Annotated in this window: 15 protein-coding genes and 1 tRNA gene; 4 read left to right on the top strand and 12 right to left on the bottom strand. The window is 37.8% G+C overall.

The features are described 5' to 3' along the window. Nucleotides 1–185: 185 nt before the first annotated feature. The 3 genes from SCALIN_RS16305 (at nucleotide 186) to SCALIN_RS16295 (ending at nucleotide 4,993) form a co-directional block, all read left to right on the top strand. Entirely contained in the window at nucleotides 186–1,640 is a 1,455-nt protein-coding gene (locus SCALIN_RS16305; protein WP_096895512.1) for a glycoside hydrolase family 130 protein, read from the top strand. A 101-nt stretch (nucleotides 1,641–1,741) separates the two neighbouring features. Next, a complete protein-coding gene (locus tag SCALIN_RS16300) occupies nucleotides 1,742–4,003 on the top strand; it encodes a glycosyltransferase family 4 protein (protein WP_096895511.1) in 2,262 nt (753 codons plus the stop codon). Between the two features lie 39 nt (nucleotides 4,004–4,042). Beyond that, nucleotides 4,043–4,993 carry a glycoside hydrolase family 130 protein gene (locus SCALIN_RS16295; protein ID WP_096895510.1) on the top strand — a complete coding sequence of 317 codons (951 nt, stop codon included), beginning with the start codon at nucleotides 4,043–4,045 and terminating at the stop codon, nucleotides 4,991–4,993. Nucleotides 4,994–5,343: 350 nt separating this feature from the next. On the opposite strand, the gene SCALIN_RS16290 is transcribed toward SCALIN_RS16295, so the two are convergent. The 3 genes from SCALIN_RS16290 to SCALIN_RS16280 all read right to left on the bottom strand — a co-directional run bounded on the left by SCALIN_RS16290 (nucleotide 5,344) and on the right by SCALIN_RS16280 (nucleotide 6,308). Continuing rightward, nucleotides 5,344–5,523, bottom strand: a complete 180-nt coding sequence (locus SCALIN_RS16290) for a DUF2283 domain-containing protein (RefSeq protein ID WP_096895509.1) — start codon at nucleotides 5,521–5,523, stop codon at nucleotides 5,344–5,346. A 258-nt stretch (nucleotides 5,524–5,781) separates the two neighbouring features. Next, nucleotides 5,782–6,057: a helix-turn-helix domain-containing protein gene (locus tag SCALIN_RS16285; RefSeq protein WP_096895508.1), complete on the bottom strand. Its 276-nt coding sequence runs from the start codon at nucleotides 6,055–6,057 to the stop codon at nucleotides 5,782–5,784. After that, entirely contained in the window at nucleotides 6,054–6,308 is a 255-nt protein-coding gene (locus SCALIN_RS16280; RefSeq protein ID WP_203415528.1) for a type II toxin-antitoxin system RelE/ParE family toxin, read from the bottom strand. The genes SCALIN_RS16285 and SCALIN_RS16280 overlap by 4 nt, the downstream gene beginning before the upstream one ends. A 680-nt stretch (nucleotides 6,309–6,988) precedes the next feature. On the opposite strand from SCALIN_RS16280, the gene SCALIN_RS16275 reads away from it, so the two are divergent. After that, nucleotides 6,989–7,336 (top strand): hypothetical protein, encoded by a 348-nt coding sequence (locus SCALIN_RS16275; protein ID WP_096895507.1) that lies wholly within the window; start codon nucleotides 6,989–6,991, stop codon nucleotides 7,334–7,336. A gap of 155 nt (nucleotides 7,337–7,491) precedes the next feature. Here the strand turns inward: SCALIN_RS16275 and SCALIN_RS16270 are convergent. From SCALIN_RS16270 to SCALIN_RS16230, 9 genes are all read right to left on the bottom strand, one after another. Beyond that, nucleotides 7,492–7,562: transfer RNA gene (locus SCALIN_RS16270), tRNA-Gln, on the bottom strand. Between the two features lie 66 nt (nucleotides 7,563–7,628). Next, on the bottom strand, nucleotides 7,629–8,381 hold the full coding sequence (gene ubiE / locus SCALIN_RS16265) for a bifunctional demethylmenaquinone methyltransferase/2-methoxy-6-polyprenyl-1,4-benzoquinol methylase UbiE (RefSeq protein WP_096895506.1): 753 nt from the start codon (nucleotides 8,379–8,381) through the stop codon (nucleotides 7,629–7,631). 334 nt (nucleotides 8,382–8,715) lie between these two features. After that, nucleotides 8,716–9,441: a response regulator gene (locus SCALIN_RS16260; RefSeq protein WP_096895505.1), complete on the bottom strand. Its 726-nt coding sequence runs from the start codon at nucleotides 9,439–9,441 to the stop codon at nucleotides 8,716–8,718. Further along, nucleotides 9,434–11,044 (bottom strand): sensor histidine kinase, encoded by a 1,611-nt coding sequence (locus SCALIN_RS16255; RefSeq protein WP_096895504.1) that lies wholly within the window; start codon nucleotides 11,042–11,044, stop codon nucleotides 9,434–9,436. The genes SCALIN_RS16260 and SCALIN_RS16255 overlap by 8 nt, the downstream gene beginning before the upstream one ends. Nucleotides 11,045–11,067: 23 nt before the next feature. After that, nucleotides 11,068–12,006: an ABC transporter substrate-binding protein gene (locus SCALIN_RS16250; protein ID WP_096895503.1), complete on the bottom strand. Its 939-nt coding sequence runs from the start codon at nucleotides 12,004–12,006 to the stop codon at nucleotides 11,068–11,070. A gap of 3 nt (nucleotides 12,007–12,009) precedes the next feature. Beyond that, entirely contained in the window at nucleotides 12,010–14,133 is a 2,124-nt protein-coding gene (locus SCALIN_RS16245; RefSeq protein ID WP_096895502.1) for a TonB-dependent receptor plug domain-containing protein, read from the bottom strand. A gap of 117 nt (nucleotides 14,134–14,250) precedes the next feature. After that, the gene (locus tag SCALIN_RS16240) at nucleotides 14,251–15,105 is read right to left on the bottom strand and encodes a methyltransferase domain-containing protein (RefSeq protein WP_162532370.1); all 855 of its coding nucleotides are present in this window, start codon (nucleotides 15,103–15,105) and stop codon (nucleotides 14,251–14,253) included. Nucleotides 15,106–15,450: 345 nt separating this feature from the next. Next, nucleotides 15,451–16,542 carry a geranylgeranyl reductase family protein gene (locus SCALIN_RS16235; protein ID WP_096895500.1) on the bottom strand — a complete coding sequence of 364 codons (1,092 nt, stop codon included), beginning with the start codon at nucleotides 16,540–16,542 and terminating at the stop codon, nucleotides 15,451–15,453. Between the two features lie 295 nt (nucleotides 16,543–16,837). After that, nucleotides 16,838–17,980 carry a PHP-associated domain-containing protein gene (locus tag SCALIN_RS16230; protein WP_133111972.1) on the bottom strand — a complete coding sequence of 381 codons (1,143 nt, stop codon included), beginning with the start codon at nucleotides 17,978–17,980 and terminating at the stop codon, nucleotides 16,838–16,840. Nucleotides 17,981–18,031: the final 51 nt, after the last annotated feature.

The raw sequence follows: 18,031 nt of genomic DNA, 5'->3' as shown, positions 1-18,031 counted from the left end.
TGCAAATCGTCATTATGATATCAAAAAGACATTACTGCTTATTATTATGAAAGATTATTTACTTATTAAAGACATGGTGGAATAAGTTTACAGAAGTGTATTTGTATTTACCATATGAGGTAAAACAGTCGATAATTATTCTCAAAACAGACAGCATTGCCGAATAAAGGAGGTCTCTTTAATTGATGAAGTTGATGGTTACTAAAAAGCGCGAAACTTTTAAGTGTGACCCTACGCGAGTTATCGCAAGATTTTACAAGCCTGGAAGTGAAGAGCGTATCAGAAATATCTTTAAAAGAGTTTTGGGGCTTTCAAAAGAAGAATGTAAAACTATCCTGACCGACGTGCTGACAGATTTTGCAAATCGTCATTATGATATCAAAAGGATATTCCTTGAAAGTTATGAAAGAATAAAGGTGAGGCCTCCGGGGTATGATCAACTATCGAAAGAACAAATGTTGTTATTAGGGGCATATTTCACAAATGAATATTCCATTGAATCTGCCGCATTGTTTAATCCTTCGATGGTGCCTCACCCTGACCAAAGCAATCTTTCTCCCGGATCACAAAGATTCATTTTAAGCTTTCGGGCCACCGGGGAAGGGCACATTTCTTCTATCGTATTCCGTAGCGGTGTCATAGATGCAAAAAATAATTTGATAATGGATTCAGTAAGCCCTTATGCAGTGAGACCTGCTTTTGAATTATATCCTGAATACGACCGGAGTACGGTTGTAACACAAATAAAAAAAATTGTTGAAAGAATTGAAGAAGATCTGGGAGATATTAATCAAATTGCGTTTCCGGAAAAATCAGAAAATATTGCGGAAAAAATTGATAAAGCTCAGTTTATCGTGGATAATCTCGGACGCGAAACGCGGGATATGATGAAATGGTTGGCAAAGTCAGATTATGAAATAACATTTGATGATAGTACCGCAATCTCCGAACGTGTGATTTTTCCGGTTGTCAATCACGAAAAGAACGGTATCGAAGATGCCAGATTTGTGCGTTTCATCGATGATAAAGGAGATGTCAGATATTTTGCTACTTATACGGCTTATTGCGGCCATAGCATTTTACCAATGATGCTGGAAACGAAGGATTTTCTGAAATTCAAAATGTGCGCATTGAACGGCAGAGCCGCTCTTAACAAGGGTATGGCCTTATTTCCAAGAAAGGTAAATGGCCGTTACATGATGGTTTCCAGACAGGATGGAGAAAGTATGTATACCATGCAATCTGACAATGTCCGTTTCTGGGATGAAGCAAAACAACTCGATTCCCCTCAACATAGTTGGGAGTTTTTTCAGATAGGAAATTGTGGTTCTCCAATTGAGACCGAAAAAGGCTGGCTACTCTTGACACATGGTGTGGGCCCAATGAGAACATATTGTATTGGTATAGAATTGTTGGATATAAATGATCCTTCAAAGGTTATCGCAAAGTTGGAAGAACCCTTGATCTTCTCACAGAAATCTGAACGTCAAGGATACGTTCCTAATGTTGTATATTCGTGTGGAGGCATGTTACACGGTGAAACATTAGTTATTCCGTATGGTGTATCCGATACATCATCCAGGGTTGCAACGGTAGAGCTTGCGCCACTGTTTGAATGTCTACTCTCTTCTAAAAAGTAGTTCTTACCTGTGCCTGAATGAAGAAGTGCTTATTATATAGAGTGGTCGTGTATAAAAACAATTGTCCTGGGACTCATTACACATGAAAGGAGTAGTAATGTATGCGTATAGACAGCATCAGTAATGTGGCATTCCTGGGTAACTATTTGCCAAGAAAGTGCGGTATCGCAACATTTACAACAGATCTGAGTGAGGCCGTCTCCAGTGTATCACCTCAGTTGGGCGTTTCTGTTATCGCAATGACAAATACGCCGGAAACATACAATTATCCCAAACGGGTAAGTTTCGAAATTCGGCAACATAATATTGATGATTATAAAAGAGCGGCAGATTATATAAACTCAAGCAATGTTGACATATTGTGTTTACAGCATGAGTTCGGGATATTTGGAGGCGCCTGGGGGAACTATTTGCTCACATTTATGAAATCAATCAATGTGCCGATAGTAACAACATTTCATACCGTCCTTGAAAAGGACATAGGGCAGGAAGAAGTCTTCAGAGAGATATGTGATCTTAGCGACAGGGTTGTCGTAATGAGCAACATGGCAATGAAAATACTGGATAAATATAAAATACCTGATGAGAAGAAGATTTTTATCCATCACGGCGTGCCAGATCTGCCATTTGTTGATCCTAATTTCTACAAAGACAAATTTAAGGCCATGGGCAAGAAGGTCATTTTTTCCTTCGGCCTTATCGGGCCTGACAAAGGCCTTGAATATATGTTGGAGGCCATGCCTAAGATCATCAAAAAGCATAATGACGTTATATATATTATTCTTGGTAGTACTCATCCTGAAATCGTTAAAAGCAAGGGTGAAGAGTATTACTTATTTCTACAACGGCTTGTTGACAAACTTGAACTAAACAAACACGTTTTTTTTCACAAGAAGTTTGTCGAGCTGGAAGAGCTGTGTGAATATCTTTCAGCAGCCGATATTTATGTCACGCCCTATATTAAAAAAGAACAAATTGTTTCCGGAACTCTGGCTTATGCTGTTGGCACAGGTAAGGCCGTGGTATCAACTCCGTATTGGTATGCACAAGAACTATTGGCCGATAACCGCGGGATGCTCGCTAAATTCAAGAACCCTTCTTCACTGGCACAAGCTATCAACAAGTTACTGGATGATCCAACAGTGCTTCATACAACCAGAATAAAGGCCTACCAATACGGGAGGGACATGACATGGAAGAATGTTGCTATTAATTATGTTGACGCTTTCAATGATACCATTAGTTCTATAGAGGAAGGCAAGGTTGTGTATGGAAGGGTTGAACGCCCAATTCGCTTGACCAGTCTTCCTGAAGTGAATTTAAACCATTTGAGAAATCTGACCAGTCATTATGGGATAGTACAACATGCGAAGTACACAGTACCCAATTATAAACACGGATATGCACTTGACGACAACGCCAGGGCATTGATCCTCTCTGCTCAATACTTTAAGCTCTATCAGAATCGGGAAATACTGTTTCTCCTTGATAAATACCTGGCATTTCTCATCAATGCACAGGATGAGTCGGGACGTTTCACTAACTTTTTTGATATGGGGCTAAGCCCAACCGAAGAAAACGACCCCGCCATTAATCTTGGAGATGACTGGCACGGACGCTCTTTATGGGCGTTGGGTTATCTTATTGCATTCGCTCCTGATCATTATTCGGTAATTGCAAAAGAGTGTTTTGACAAGGCTGTCACGCATAGAGTAGAGAGCCTGAGGGGGGCCGCGTTTGCGATACTGGGCATATTTAATTACCTGCGGAGATACGGCGGGGCCCGGGATGTGAGATCAATTCTCATCTCATATTGCGACATGATTGTTACTGAATATGAGCGACACCAGGATAGTAAATGGCAATGGTTTGAGAATATCCTGGCATATGCAAATGGGTTATTACCTACCGCTTTATTCAAAGGTTATACTATAGAAAAAAACATAAAATATTTTAACACGGCCATGGCAACGATGAATTTTCTGCTGGATAACTGTATAAGAAATGACACCATGTCTCTCATCGGAAGCCACCGATGGTATAAAAAGAATAAAGTAAGATCGCTCTTCGATCAACAACCCATTGACGCATTCTGGATGATCAAAGTTTGTAAGGCAGCCTATTTGGTCACCAAAGATGAAGAATATCTTAAACCCATGAAAATATCATTCGAGTGGTTCCTGGGGGGCAATGATAACAACCGGAATCTGTACGATTTTGTTACAGGGGGCTGTTATGATGGGTTAACCAGGACAGGCGTAAATCTGAATCAGGGAGCAGAAAGCACGATATGTTTCCTTCTTTCCTTGTTAAGTATGAAAGAGATATCTGTAGTTCAGGAGAATCCAGAGAAAGAGGCATGATATTATTCGGTTAAATTGCGCGATTGAGAGAGTATTCTTATGATGGTAAATGATGCAATGCAGGTTTTCGAACGTTCTAAAGAGAACCCAATTATCAGGGTAAGTGACATTCCTTACCCCGCAAATTCTGTATTTAACGCCGCAGCTACAGAGTTTAAAAATGAAATTCTGCTTCTCATGCGTGTAGAAGACAGGCGGGGGATTTCACATTTTACAACGGCAACAAGCAGGAATGGTGTCACAGACTGGACAATAGGCGAAACACCTGTGATGAAACCTTGTCTTCAGGCACACGAAGAAGAACAGTGGGGAATTGAAGATCCGAGGATTACTTATCTTCCTGAAACGAAGAAATGGATTATCGCATATACTGCTTATTCAAAATTTGGCCCTATGGTCGCCCTTGCTCTTACCGAAGATTTCGTATCATTTGAAAGATTAGGCGCAGTAATGCCACCGGTCAACAAGGATGCGGCTCTTTTCCCAGTCCGGTTCAACGGAAGATGGGCAATGATTCACCGGCCTGTTTCTCCATATGACGGTGCTCACATCTGGATCTCCTTTTCACCAGATCTGATACACTGGGGAGAACATCATGTTCTGGTTGAGGCACGCAGTCGTCCCTGGTGGGATTCTGCTAAAGTAGGTCTCTCACCACAACCAATAAGAACCGACGAAGGTTGGCTGATTCTTTACCATGGTGTAAAGACTACAGCCGCGGGAAGTATTTACAGAAACGGTTTAGCTCTCCTGGATCTTGAAAAACCTACCAAATTGATTGCAAGATCTGATGAATGGGTATTTTCTCCGGAAGAGGAATACGAAAGGACCGGAGATGTTGATAACGTTGTTTTTCCGTGCGGTTGGATGGAGCAAGACAACAATATAAGGATATACTACGGAAGCGCCGATTCATGTATCGCCACGGCATCAGCAAGTAAGACATCTCTCCTTGCCTGGTTACGCAACCACAATTCCCTTATTAAGTAGGAAGAAATAATGCGGTATGGGTCATTTAACACCGATTTTCTCAAGTATTATACTCGTCACTAATAAACCCGAAATTTGATTGTTTTTGCCGTTAGTACAGGTTGCTTTGTAAGATAGTTAGGTGGTTGTTTTGGCGATTAAGACAGCTAAATAGCGATTATCATCATGCTGGCTCTATCCAAGTTTAGGCTAAAATAGATAGTTTCATACCTGTTTGCGAGGTAAAAACCACACGATTTGAATATACACTAAAACTATTAAAAATGTTTAATCAGCAAATTTGTACCCTAAAAACTAATATATAAATTTGCCCAACCGTCATTATATTAGTACCTCAACAAATTCTCTGGCTACATAATTAGGTTGTTATTGTGACTACAGTTCGGTCTGAGAAAATCGGTGTTTATTAAGTTACCTTCACTATCAAGATCAACATAAACGTTTTCACTTATTTCTTTAGTTTCAACAATTTCATTGTCGGCAAATTCAACCAGGGCAGTATCTGTATCTGAAAAATATTTAACTTTCATTATTTTCCTCCAACTATTTTTGTCGTAGAATCGCATAGGTAAAAACTCTTTAAACGCAACATTTACCGTTAAAATTAATTAGGGCGTGGTCTATTAAACATTACTTGCGGGGAGGTGATGTATCTCTCCTATTTCTAAGTATGCATTTAGAAATAGGACGGGGCGATCTTCTCTTTCCAACTATTGTCGTTATCAACTCGCATGTGTAACGATGGGAATAAGTGGCTGCGAATCAAAGCCACATCTTGGTGAGCCGTTTCAGGCCACTTCCAACCGAAGATGCTTTCCAAGCGCGTGTGCAAACTTTTCGAGAGTAGAGAGTTTGATATCTTCTGCGTGATTTTCAATTCTTGAGATAGCAGATTTTTTTGTATCTAATTTTACCGCAAGCTCCTCCTGAGTCAAACCTGCCTCTTCTCTGGCCTGTTTCAGCAAAACACCAATTTTGAATTGCTCATATCCGGTGTCAAAACCCTTTGCGAATTCAGTGTCTCGTGCCTTACGTTTTTTTATGTACTTTTGAAGGTCACTCATCTTTTTCTCCCCTTCCTTTCAAAATATTCGTGTTTACGTTTTTCAGCAAGCTTGATGGCTTGTCTCGGTGTTTTTTGAGTTTTCTTTTGGAATGCATGAGCCAAAACTAATAAATTCGTTCCATAGAAAAAGCCAAGAAGCCTGTAGATATTTGAACCCACTGTGACCCGAACTTCCCAAAGTTCATCCGTTTTTGTAAGTTTTTTTAAATACTGAGAAGGAACACGGTCTAACTCCTCAACCAGATTCAACCCAGGCCACTTTCTGTGCCTCTTTAGCTGACAATGTTTCAAGAAAGCCCTCAATTGGCTTCTGACCTGATGTAGTCTCGTAAAATATGACTTCATTCATTAAGGACACATGTTAACAAACAGGTTAACTTTGTCAACTAAAAATCTCTTCATACAGGGTCTATCTTATCCTTCCAACTATTGTTTTTATCAATCTTCAAACGTAAAAAGTAACAAATATGATAGCCATTTACTAATCATATTTATTTACTAATCATATTTATTTGATATCTTGATACTAAAAAACAACTGACACCCTCTTTTGTAAGTCAATATTTATATGATATTTAAAAATCAAGAAAATTTGTCGTAAGTCCTTATTTTTAATCTTGATTTAACAAACTAGTACAAGTATTATAACGCTAGGCACTTCACGATTTACTATAGAGAGTGTCCGAGCATTTTAACCTAAGTGATTTGAGGGACACCATCGAGGGTTTTGCAAAAAGATTTCGTGGGATTTCCTGTGAAGAAAGCCAAAATGGCCGTTCTAGATCTGTAAAGTTCTCGATTGTCACTAGCCGACCAATTAGCGACCGATTTAAAAATGGTATTCTTGAGATTGGGAAGGTTGTTACTGTTGGAAAGCAAATCCTGATGCGGTTCTTGTTGTTTTTGTTGATGCCGAGGACAATGCAGAGATGGCGGCAAGTGAGCGTAGTGACTCCTGTTTTGCTCATCAGCTATTGCGTGAAAATGTTCCAGAAGGATGTCGGATTGTTACTCTATGTAGAACTGAGCGTATCGAACTTCTCATGCCTTCAAGTAAAGTTCGACAGCTTGAACTGCTACCATTCAGCGAGGCAGAAACACTTGTTCATCTTCAGGAGTTTTTTGCAGATGCGACCATAGAAGATGGAACGGAGTTCTGGAGATCGACCGGTGGCAACTCGCGAGTACAAGCTAATGCAATGAGTAAAAGTAATACAATTTCAGATATGCTGGCCAGTCTTGGGCCGTCAAGTACACCGATTGTAGTCAGATTCTAAAATATCAACTCAAAAGAGATATGCCCATCACTGTACTGAAAGTCTGAGAATTGGAGTTGATATTTTAGAATCTGACTACAATTTGACTACAATCAGTGAAAAAGAGGGTTTTTTGGGTGCTTCAAAATTGTCGTAAGTCATTGAGAAAGAAAGAGCTGGGGTACCAGGATTTGAACCCGGACAAATTGAACCAGAATCAATTGTGCTACCATTACACTATACCCCACTTAGTTCTTATTTTATTTTATATCTCTTTAATATCAATATAAAAATTTGTACTTTTGTTATTTTTTCAAGAATTTGCGGTTTTTTTTCCTATATGGATTGTCACTATACCCAACGTCCTGGTAAAAAACATTACATCTTCCAGGCCGCACTGCTCCATTTTTTTCTTTAAACTGACTCTATCCGGAAAAGCCAATACTGATTGAGGCAAATATGAGTATGCATCAACCTTGCTTCTGGATATTAACTTCCCAATCATTGGCAATATCCTGGTAAAATAGAAGAAGTATATTCTCTTAAAAAGAAAGTTTGTCGGTTGTGAGAACTCCAATATCACAACCTTGCCGTTCGGCCCGACTACTCTTCTCATCTCTTTTATTCCATCTTCAAGGTTCGCGACATTTCTTATACCAAAAGAAACGGTAGATATATCAAATGCGTTATCACGAAAAGGAAGTTGCAGTGTGTCCGCTTCTACAAGTTTGATCTTGTCTTCCAAATCTCTTTTTTTAATCTTCGGAAGCCCATATTTCAGCATATCATGGCAATAGTCACTTCCGACTACCATCCCGTTTCCATTTAATAATTTTGAATATGAGATCGCAAGGTCTCCCGTACCCGTACAAACATCCAGCACTTTTGTATCCGGCTTTATGCCGCTTACTTTTGTAGCAAACTTTCGCCACGACTTATCAAAATTAAGACTTAATAACGCATTCAGAAGGTCATATACGCCTACTATAGAACCAAACATGCTTTTTATGCTTTCGGCCCTCTTTTTGAGGAGTTCCTCTTGTGATATTTCCTTATCAGTATTCATTAGAGATTTAATTACTTTGTTTCAACTTTAGTCAGGTAACAAGTTAAGAAAGAATTGGAATACAATGATGTTAACACACACTCAGGATGAATGCAAATATCGTTTCAGGACTATTGATGGAGTGTCAGTGGGAAACGGACAATTTATACTCGTTTTGATATAATTCTAGAAAAAAAAGAGGCTAATATTTATCATATACTATCAATTTGCTCCCTGGGAATTTCCATATTTTCTGCGGTGGCACTGGCAAGTTCAGCAACCTGTCTTTGGTGACCTGCCGTGTAAGGACTCCCCTCATTTCTACTGTCATTGCCATGCTCTTTTAAATAATCTTCTATCTGTTTTCTATGGCATTAATTGTTAATTGCAATAACTTTACCAAGTCAACAGGTTTGGTTAAATGTGCAAAGGCCCCTCGTGATACCGCCGGCTCTATAAAATCATCAATATTCTGGTCTGTCATCATTATTACGTTTGTTGCCGGATCAATTTCCTTGATCTTTTCAAGTGTTTGAAACCCGTTTATTCCAGGTAACATGACATCAATAAAAACAATATCAAAATGAGTTTCTTTTGCCATTTTTATTGCAGTGAGCCCGTCTTCTGCTACATATGCACTGTACCCATTTTTCCCCAACACCTCTTTTAATGTTTCGCGAAAAGAACATTCGTCATCAACTACCAGTATAGTAGTCTTTGTTAAATCTTCCTTTAAAGTTTTCAAAATTACATCCAGGTCCAATGGTTTGTCCAGGATTGCCTGTATTTCCAGCCCGACCATTTCATTCAAAGTTTCTTCAGCAAGAAAAGCAGTCATCAAAAAAACAGTTGTACCGGGACTAATTCTCTTGATTTCTTTAAATGTCTCAATGCCATTAATTCCCGGCATTCTCATATCTATGAAAGCAATTTCAAAATTTTTCTTTTGAGCAGCGGCGATCCCCTTATAACCATCTGCAGCCGCTATAACGTTGTATCCCTCATCTTCCAGGATTTCTGTCAGGGTAATTCTTATACCTGGTTCATCGTCTACTACTAATATGTTAAGCTGTTCACTCATCTACATCTACTAATGGTAGTTTAATAAACATTTTCGTCCCAACACCTTCCTGGCTTTTCACATTGATAACCCCATTATGTTTTTGCATAATTCCATGGCATAATGCCAGGCCAATCCCCGTTCCACTGGATTTAGTTGTAAACAGTGGGTCGAATATTTTTTTTATCTCTTTTTCAGGAATTCCACATCCCGAATCACCAATTTCAATTTCGATAAAACGACCTGACACTTTTGTGCTGATTGTCAGTTCTCCACTATCCACCATTGCCTGACAGGCATTTTCAATCACGTTTATAAGTACCTGGCCTATCTGGTTTGGATCTATCATTACCAGAGGCAGATTGGATTGCAGGTTGTCAGACAGTTGTATATTTTCAGCAATCTCTACTCTAGATATCGCTTCATTCACAACTTCATTGATATCTGAGCTAAACCTGGTGGGTTTGGTAACACGTGTGAATCCTAAAAGGTCATTTATTATTCTGGAACTTCTATCAATCTCCTTGTCCATAATATCAAGAAATTGCATTGACTTTTCGTCAATATCCGGCAATGGTTTCCTGGACAATTTTCTTTTCAAAAGAAAAACAGCATTTTTTATGGCACTAAGTGGATTTCTTAATTCATGGCTTACTCCGGAAGCTAATGTTCCAACAGCGGCTAATTTCTCAGTTCTTACCAGTTGTTCCTGCGCATCATTCAATTGCTCATTCTTCTGGACCAGCTCAATATTTATTGATGAGAGTTCCGTATTTACTCTTTTCAGTTCATCCATAACACCTTCTTTTTCATCAATAAGCTGTTTCAGGCTTCTTGTCATCTGATTAAATTGAGATGCCAACAGTCCTATTTCATCTCCCGAACTAATTTCAACTTTCTGTCCCAAGTCACCAGCCGCGACCTTTTCCGTTATTGTTACAAGATGTTTAACGGGTTTTACTACTCCACTTGCTATAAAATACGAAACACCTACGCCGACTAATACAATAATAAATCCCAATGGTAAACTGCTTGTCCACAGGACAGTCTGCATCTTATTATTAATCCGTTCAGGGGTCAGACCGATCTGAATAATCCCCAGGAGTTTTTCCTCTTTCTGATCATAATCTTCACCTGAACCAAAAAATTGGGCGGCAAATTCTTCATCAGCAATTGAATGCTTTTCATAAATAGGTATAACAAAATTATAAAATTGTTCACCGGTATCTGTAATGTAAACATTAAAAACAGGGCCTGTAATGCTCTTAATGTTGTTGTGTACAGGTATTTTATCAATTTCCGTCTTAATCCATTCTTCTTTTTCTTCAAGCAGAATATTATCCTGAGCAAGCAACACACGCCAATATGCCAGCTCCTTCTCTATATCTAAATTGCGTAACCTTCTGATCGGTTCAAAAAAGAAAGCTTTTTGCGCGACACTCATGGAATCTTTAACCTCACCATCCTGTGCAAGTTGAGATATTAAAGAATAACCTCTTTTCTTTAACTCTTCTTCAAGCTGTCTCCTCGCTTGAGTTGAGAAGAACCAACTACTGGATACTCCTATAATGGAAATTAGTAAACTTGTGAAAAATATGAATTTGAATCTTATTCCAATTTTCATTTAATTTTCTAATATCAAAAGTTTTATGGATAAATTTTTATCTTCAGATCTTCCTGGCCCACTTTAACTTCTAAACCAAGTTTTTCTGCTGTATCGGTGTTTATTGCTAATCTAAAGTGGTCCGGATTTACGATACCAAGCGAACCTGCGACGGATTGTACTAATATTTTTCTGGCTAATCCTGCTGCCTGTCTTCCGACAAAATTATAATCCGGAAACACGGCTGCCAGGGCTCCTGCCTTCACGAAAGCATCTGATGTACATAGCAAAGGAATCCTGTTTTTGAGTGTAGTGGATTTAATTAATCCAAATGACTTTTTCGTTACTACTGAACTATCAGGCAACAACCACAGGACATCAATCTTGCCTATCAGCTTTTCCATCGCATCGGATACCTCTTTTGGTGAATCAATTTCATATTTAACCAGACTCATACCACTATTCTCTACTTCTTTCTCTGCGTTTTCAACAATGTTTCCAGTCTTAGAAGGGTCATAAATTACACCCATACGCTTAAACGGGCTTAAAACAGCCTGAAAACCTTTCAATTGGTCTTTTATGGCAATTTCAGTTGAAATGCCTGTTATGTTTGGCGCAGAAAGATAAAATCGTTCATGATTAATTACCATACAAAACACAATAGGTATATCATCGATTTTCTCTTTTACTACAGTCGCCGCCAGAACTCCTATTGCCAGAACAATATCCGGCTTTTCCATCCTGACCTTGCGTACTATCTTCTGCCCGACTTTCATCTTGCCATTCAGATCGTAAATTGATTTTATCTTAATATTATTTTCAATACATTCATCCTGGAAGCCATTAACAACTTCGTTATATGCGGAGAGGCTCTGACTCTTGATCACAACTGCTGTCTTTTCTGCATGAGCACAGTAAGTACTGCTAATGAGTGAACAAAGAGTTATAATAAGTACCAAAAATATGCGGATTGTATTTATCATTAATCAAAACCGGTAACGTAATTCAATTATAAATGACCTGCCTTGTTGAGGATAATCTGTAGGGACTGTATTTTTTTGTGCAGGATCATCATAGCTTTTATCAAAAAGATTAAACACTGATCCTCTTATCTCAAAATTGTCAATGAAGTTCTTTCCAATAAGCGTGAGATTTGAAAGTGTGTAAGAAGGCAGGTCTCTTCTTGTATCACCATCTTCCCTCGGCCTTGGCCCACTGATAAATGTGTTAACGTTGGCATTGGCATATTTCCAGAACCCTATATTAAATCCTAGATTTGCTTTATGTATCGGGACGAAAGCTAAACGGTTCCTGTCCCTTGTCTCTTCAGCATCTTGAAATGTGTAATTGGCATAGACATAATTATCATTTCCCCAATCTGCCTTCAATTCTGCTTCGATACCTTTTATCCTCGCCCCTCCCAGGTTTTGGTCCTGTGAGGGAGTTTGTGAATCTTTTTGTATCCTGTCCCTTATTCTATTAAAGAAATAATTAACATTACCTCTTACATGCTCGGTAAAATTGTAACCCAGACCAACTTCAAATGTATTTATCTTTTCAGGATCCAGGTTAGAGTTGCCTATCTCAATGGGATTATTTGCAAAGAACAGTTCGTTAAAATTAGGTGCCCTGAAGGCGGTTGCAAAGAGTAGCTTCAAGTGTGCGTCCTCTATAAACCGCCATATCAACCCGGCCCTTGGATTGGTTGTACTATCAAACCGTGTAAAGTGGTCATATCTCACACCAAATGTGAAATCAACATCCTTCGTAATGTTCCACTCATCCTGCAGGTAAAGCGACCATATCTGTCTTGTCGCACTTCTTCTGGTAAATGGAAAGTCGTGACTGAAATCAGTCAATGATGAAAGGGGACCAATGGTAGGAGGAAATATATTTGCATCAAGATTTACGCTATTCTGGTGTATCCACTCATATTGGAATCCAAACGTCAATTCGTTTCGTTCAAACACTTTATAATTAAATTGGGTTTCAATCCCTAAAGTGTGTTCCTTAAACCGTGTAACTGATTTTATACCATCAGGGAAAAGACGTGTAAATTGATCAACAAACCCTTCAGGACGCGTCTCAATCTCAGCACTACTATAGTAATAATCATAATATGCTCTTGTTTTAATATTAAACTTTTCACTATATTTAATATTATAAATTAATTCTGTAAATGCATAGGTATCTCTCCAGGTTGTATCATCGCTAAGGGTGTTATCAATACCTACGTAACCTTCCTTCTTTCTATTCATATATTTTGAATTGAGCTCCAGGTTTTTATACGACAGCTTTAGATTCAGGTCTATTCTTTCCTTTTGGTTCTGAGATCTTCCAGGAGTAAGTGAGGCCGGATCCGTGGCAAAAACAAAATCCTCTTCAATCTTTTTACTGAATCCTTCCGTATCGAAAAAGTCAAAGAATCCGGAAGCTTTCAGAGCACCAAATTCCTTTCCAAATAACACATTATAATTCTGGGTATCAAAGGAACCACCACTTGCAGTCACTTGTAAACCATCGATATCATCTGTATCCTTTGTTATAACGTTGATGACAGCAAGAAAAGCATTTTGACCGTAAAGTGCCGAACCGGGGCCCCTGATAATCTCTATCCTTTTTGCATTCTCAACAACAAGACTGTCAAAAAGCCAGGTAGCACCGCCTGTCGCCGGTTCATTAATGGAATGTCCGTCTATCAGTACCTTTATTTTTGATGAGTCCAGAAGAAGTATGCCCCTCACACCAATTTCCCTGGTACCATTTTTGTTCATGGAGACATCAAAGCCAGGTACTGTTTCTAAAACATCCGATAATGTCCTGAAGCCCATTTGTTTTATCTGTCTGGCCGTAATCACACTCATTATGGCTGGAGATTTAGAAACCTTTCTGGGTTTTTTTAATGCACTGACAACTATCTCCTCCTCTGAAAAGATAGCAAATATCTCTTCAAGCTCCATCTCTTCGTTCTGAGCATGAACACTTTCAGTAGGAAAAAAAGATAGATTCAGTAAAAGGAAAAGAATAAAGGTGAGAGATATGAAAACCCTTATAACTCTTGAATCTAAGTTTATTTTTCTGAGAAGTATTTTTCTAAATTTATCGTTCATAGTATATTTTTGTTAAAAAAAGATATTTTTTCTGATAGCTATAATACCTAACCAGAATAAGTCGGAGTTATAATATTGAGGTATTAATAAACTCAATTTCTTTCCACTGCTTGCCAGCTATAAACTGTTTGATTTCAGTTGTGATTCTGCTATGCACTTTTTTGCATTAAAAATGCCATATTCCCATAAACCATTTTTTAAGGCCTCATATTGATGAAACCACATTTCCAGAGGATATGACTTCAATGGAAAAATTTTATCAAACAGATGAAATGGGATAAAGGGTAAAGCTAAATAGTACATCAACTTTGCTGTAGGAAATACATTTTTAGTTATATCTCGATAATTGCTATTTTGAAAACCTGTTTCACTGGAAAATTTTATGAAATTCTCCGGTGTTTCTAGATAGTTGACTGCCCATCCTTTAACCCATTTGTCCATGGATCTTTGTTCTGCATGATTGTAATCCTTTTTACTGGCAAACCCGTCTGCTACTATGAGCCTGCCTCCATCCTTTAAAACACGATAGGCTTCCCTGATGAATCTATCTTTACCATCAGCGTGACAGACACTTTCCACTCCCCAGACAACATCAAATTGATTTTCTGCAAACTCTGTCTTTATATAATCCATTTCGAGAAACTCTGTTAGTTGATCGATACCATCTTTTTTTGCATTTCTATTTGCAAAATCAACTTGTCTTGGACATATGGTGATGCCCGTGACATGACATCCGAAATTTTTTGCTAAATATGTACTACTCCCACCAGCACCACACCCTGCATCCAGAACGCGATCGCCTTTTCTGATGCACGCAATTTGAGCCATAACTTCATTTAATTTCTGGGTTGCCTTGAATAAATGATTTGTCGTTCCATCCCAGTAGCCGTAGTGATAGTTTCGTCCCCAAAGGTGATATGACAGTTCATTTTTCCTATAGTATTCGACAATGTCATTGTTTTTAATCTGCATGTAAAAATCAACTCCTTTAAATTGCCTATTGTTAAGTGGGCTTTGCTGTAGACTTTTGTCGAATGAACCTTTACCATTTACTTCAACAAGAGTGTATATGCCCATCAGATTTTGAGATAAGCAAATTCCATTGTAAATAATCTTCTACTGGTTGTACTTGCTCATTACGTATTATAACGTTAAAATCAGAAGGAAAAAGAGCTTCAAGATGAGGTGATGAAAGAGGTAAAAAGAAATTATTCTTTTTCAATCCCTCATATTGACTTTCCCAAACACCGATAATTTCAACGTTATATATAAAAGTCAACTTTTTAACTGGAGCGGGAACAATAGATTCTAAAATTCTTAAAGAGGCAGTTTTCCTTCTTTTCCTTGAAATGTTTCAATGATACGCCAATTTAGTTTATGATTCATAAATGACTTTACTAATCGCATCCAGGGGAAAGTATGATATCTTCTTCTCACCATCTTCTCATAGTTTGTAAGCTCTGCTTGCTCGTTATTACTCAAAAAGCTTGAGATTGCATGTGCGGCTAATTTACCACTGATCAAAGCTTGAGAAATTCCCTCTCCGGTAACAGGGTTTACTATCCCTCCAGCCTCTCCCACATATAAAATATTCCTGTCAACAATATCTTTTATACGATATGTATATCTTAATGGGAATCCTCTTGCAATACCGACAAGCCTTGCCTCATGCAGATAGGGCTTGAAATGCACAGAGCACAATCTCTCAAAGTATTTTTTTATTTTATCCTGACTGAACATAGGCTGCTCCAAACCTACTCCAATATTAACCAGATCATCTGCTTCAGGAACCATCCATCCGTATAGTGGAAGGAAATCCTTATCGTAAATTGTATAACAGGTGTTTTTCATAAATTTTGTATTTTCAAACTGTCCCGTATAGCCAATTGCCTGAAAGTAATGCCGTCTCTTCAAATAAAATCTGGAAGAATTCACTCCGGTAGCGACCACTATAATTTTTGCCCCGATGTATTCACCTTCCCTGGAGATTACGCCACGTATTGTGCTATTATTTTCCCATAATCCTCTTATATGCATGTTTTCTTTTACAGGAATTTTCAATCTCTTAATGTAATTCAATAGAATTTGATCAAAAATTTTTCTCCTCAAGACGAGAAATTCAGGATCCTGGCTATTTCCATTTCGTACTTTGAGAATTGTTCCATACGGTGTAATGTTGTAATTTCTCTTTACTTCATATGAACGAGCTTTAACTTCATTCAGTAATCCCATCTCCTTAAGAAACTTTTGTGTCTCTAAAAATAAAACACCTCCACATATCTTCTCTCTTGGGAACTTACTTTTGTCGACCAGGAGAAAATTCTTAATACCCTGTCTGTAAAGATTATGGGCAACAGCACACCCAGCAGGCCCAGCTCCTATAATGACAACATCGTAGATGTGAGACATGATACATTATTCTTTCTATCCCTAAAGGATGACTATGCTTCTATCATGAAATATACCACATAATAATAACTGCTATTACGCCTCTATTTACTTCCCATGGCAACATACGCGACATGAAACAACGAAAACTGGCAATATTAACGTAAAATTGCCATATTAAATTCGTAGTGTAACCTTGAAGCTTGTTTATCTCTCGTTATTGTGCTCAAATCTGAAATAAAGACATATGGCAAGAATGCAACCAATATTGGAAAGGAAGTTGTTAGCGTTAAGAATTGGTCTAAGAAATATTTTATTATACAACTCCTTTAGAAAATTCAATTCTTGGTTTACTCTTTCCGGCTGAATGTACAATTTCTTTATAATTATTGTTTAGAAATCTCACAGCCAATTCACTGCTTAATTTTAAAGTCCGTTTATCACTAGCTTTTTCGTGGATATATGAAATAAAGATAGATGGTAATAATGTAACCAACAATGGAAAGAAAGTTGTTAGAATTACGAATTGATCCAGGAAATATTTTTTATAATTTTCCCTGACTCTTTTATGCGGATTCAAAAAAATGTCCATAACCAATGATTGATACGCAAATTGATATATCATTTTTTGTAGCTTGTATGAATTCATATCTAATCCAGATACCTCAACCTCCCCTTCTTTGAGAGCTTCTAAAAAATCGGCTTTGTTTCTTGTAGAATTATTATGAGTGAAAACATCTCCTATAAAAGATTTTATATGAGCATCACTGCCACCTGAAATTTTTTTAGAATAATTTTTTGCAATGTCTTTTGCAAAATTATTTCCCGTACGGGTATCAAATCCATTTTTGATCTCAACTCTGTCAATATAATTCATTAATTCATCAATTAATTTTTTAGAGAGAACAGCTTTTACCGGACTCAGGTTAGGATGGGCCCAGGAGTGAATTATGTCATTTTTTCTAGTATATTCGCATGTCTCTTTAACCCCAATATTTCTAAGATCGGAAAGATCATGGTGTTGTTTTTCATTTATATTATATACCAATAAATGAATGAGGTGTCCATCATCAGATGCTTTTACATCTAATTCTTCACCTATGATAATATCCGGATATTTAGCATCTAAATACAGGGCGGCTTCAATTGAATGATGATCCGTTATGCCAACAAAGTCCATACCCTTTTTCTTGGCTGTTTTATATACCTCTTCAGGATGTACATAACAATCTTGTATACCAAGAAATTTAAACGGGTCTTTGTCTGAAGTTGGGTATTTTGAAGCCGTTGTATGTATATGTAAATCTGCTTTAACCATTTTTGATTTTTCCTGATTCTTTATAATAAATCCGGAAATATGGTTGGTCGCAAAATATATACCAAGAAATGTAAACGGTTCATTTACTGAAGTTGGGTATTTTGAGGCCGTTGTATGTATAGGTAAACCTGCTTTAACCATTTTTGATTTTTCCTGATTTTTTATAATAAATCCGGAAAAATGATTGGCCGC

Source organism: Candidatus Scalindua japonica, from assembly GCF_002443295.1.
Lineage (GTDB): Bacteria > Planctomycetota > Brocadiia > Brocadiales > Scalinduaceae > Scalindua > Scalindua japonica.
The sequence above is the reverse complement of the archived record's forward strand: the minus strand, read 5'-3'. Positions and strand labels throughout refer to the sequence as shown.

Coding starts and splice junctions, on each gene's coding strand:
- SCALIN_RS16295 (WP_096895510.1), top strand. CDS start 4,043: ATGATGGTAAATGATGCAATGCAGGTTTTCGAACGTTCTAAAGAGAAC.
- SCALIN_RS16300 (WP_096895511.1), top strand. CDS start 1,742: ATGCGTATAGACAGCATCAGTAATGTGGCATTCCTGGGTAACTATTTG.
- SCALIN_RS16230 (WP_133111972.1), bottom strand. CDS start 17,980: ATGGTTAAAGCAGGTTTACCTATACATACAACGGCCTCAAAATACCCA.
- SCALIN_RS16240 (WP_162532370.1), bottom strand. CDS start 15,105: ATGCAGATTAAAAACAATGACATTGTCGAATACTATAGGAAAAATGAA.
- SCALIN_RS16245 (WP_096895502.1), bottom strand. CDS start 14,133: ATGAACGATAAATTTAGAAAAATACTTCTCAGAAAAATAAACTTAGAT.
- SCALIN_RS16285 (WP_096895508.1), bottom strand. CDS start 6,057: ATGAGTGACCTTCAAAAGTACATAAAAAAACGTAAGGCACGAGACACT.
- SCALIN_RS16275 (WP_096895507.1), top strand. CDS start 6,989: ATGGCGGCAAGTGAGCGTAGTGACTCCTGTTTTGCTCATCAGCTATTG.
- SCALIN_RS16250 (WP_096895503.1), bottom strand. CDS start 12,006: ATGATAAATACAATCCGCATATTTTTGGTACTTATTATAACTCTTTGT.
- SCALIN_RS16290 (WP_096895509.1), bottom strand. CDS start 5,523: ATGAAAGTTAAATATTTTTCAGATACAGATACTGCCCTGGTTGAATTT.
- ubiE (WP_096895506.1), bottom strand. CDS start 8,381: ATGAATACTGATAAGGAAATATCACAAGAGGAACTCCTCAAAAAGAGG.
- SCALIN_RS16255 (WP_096895504.1), bottom strand. CDS start 11,044: ATGAAAATTGGAATAAGATTCAAATTCATATTTTTCACAAGTTTACTA.
- SCALIN_RS16305 (WP_096895512.1), top strand. CDS start 186: ATGAAGTTGATGGTTACTAAAAAGCGCGAAACTTTTAAGTGTGACCCT.
- SCALIN_RS16235 (WP_096895500.1), bottom strand. CDS start 16,542: ATGTCTCACATCTACGATGTTGTCATTATAGGAGCTGGGCCTGCTGGG.
- SCALIN_RS16260 (WP_096895505.1), bottom strand. CDS start 9,441: ATGAGTGAACAGCTTAACATATTAGTAGTAGACGATGAACCAGGTATA.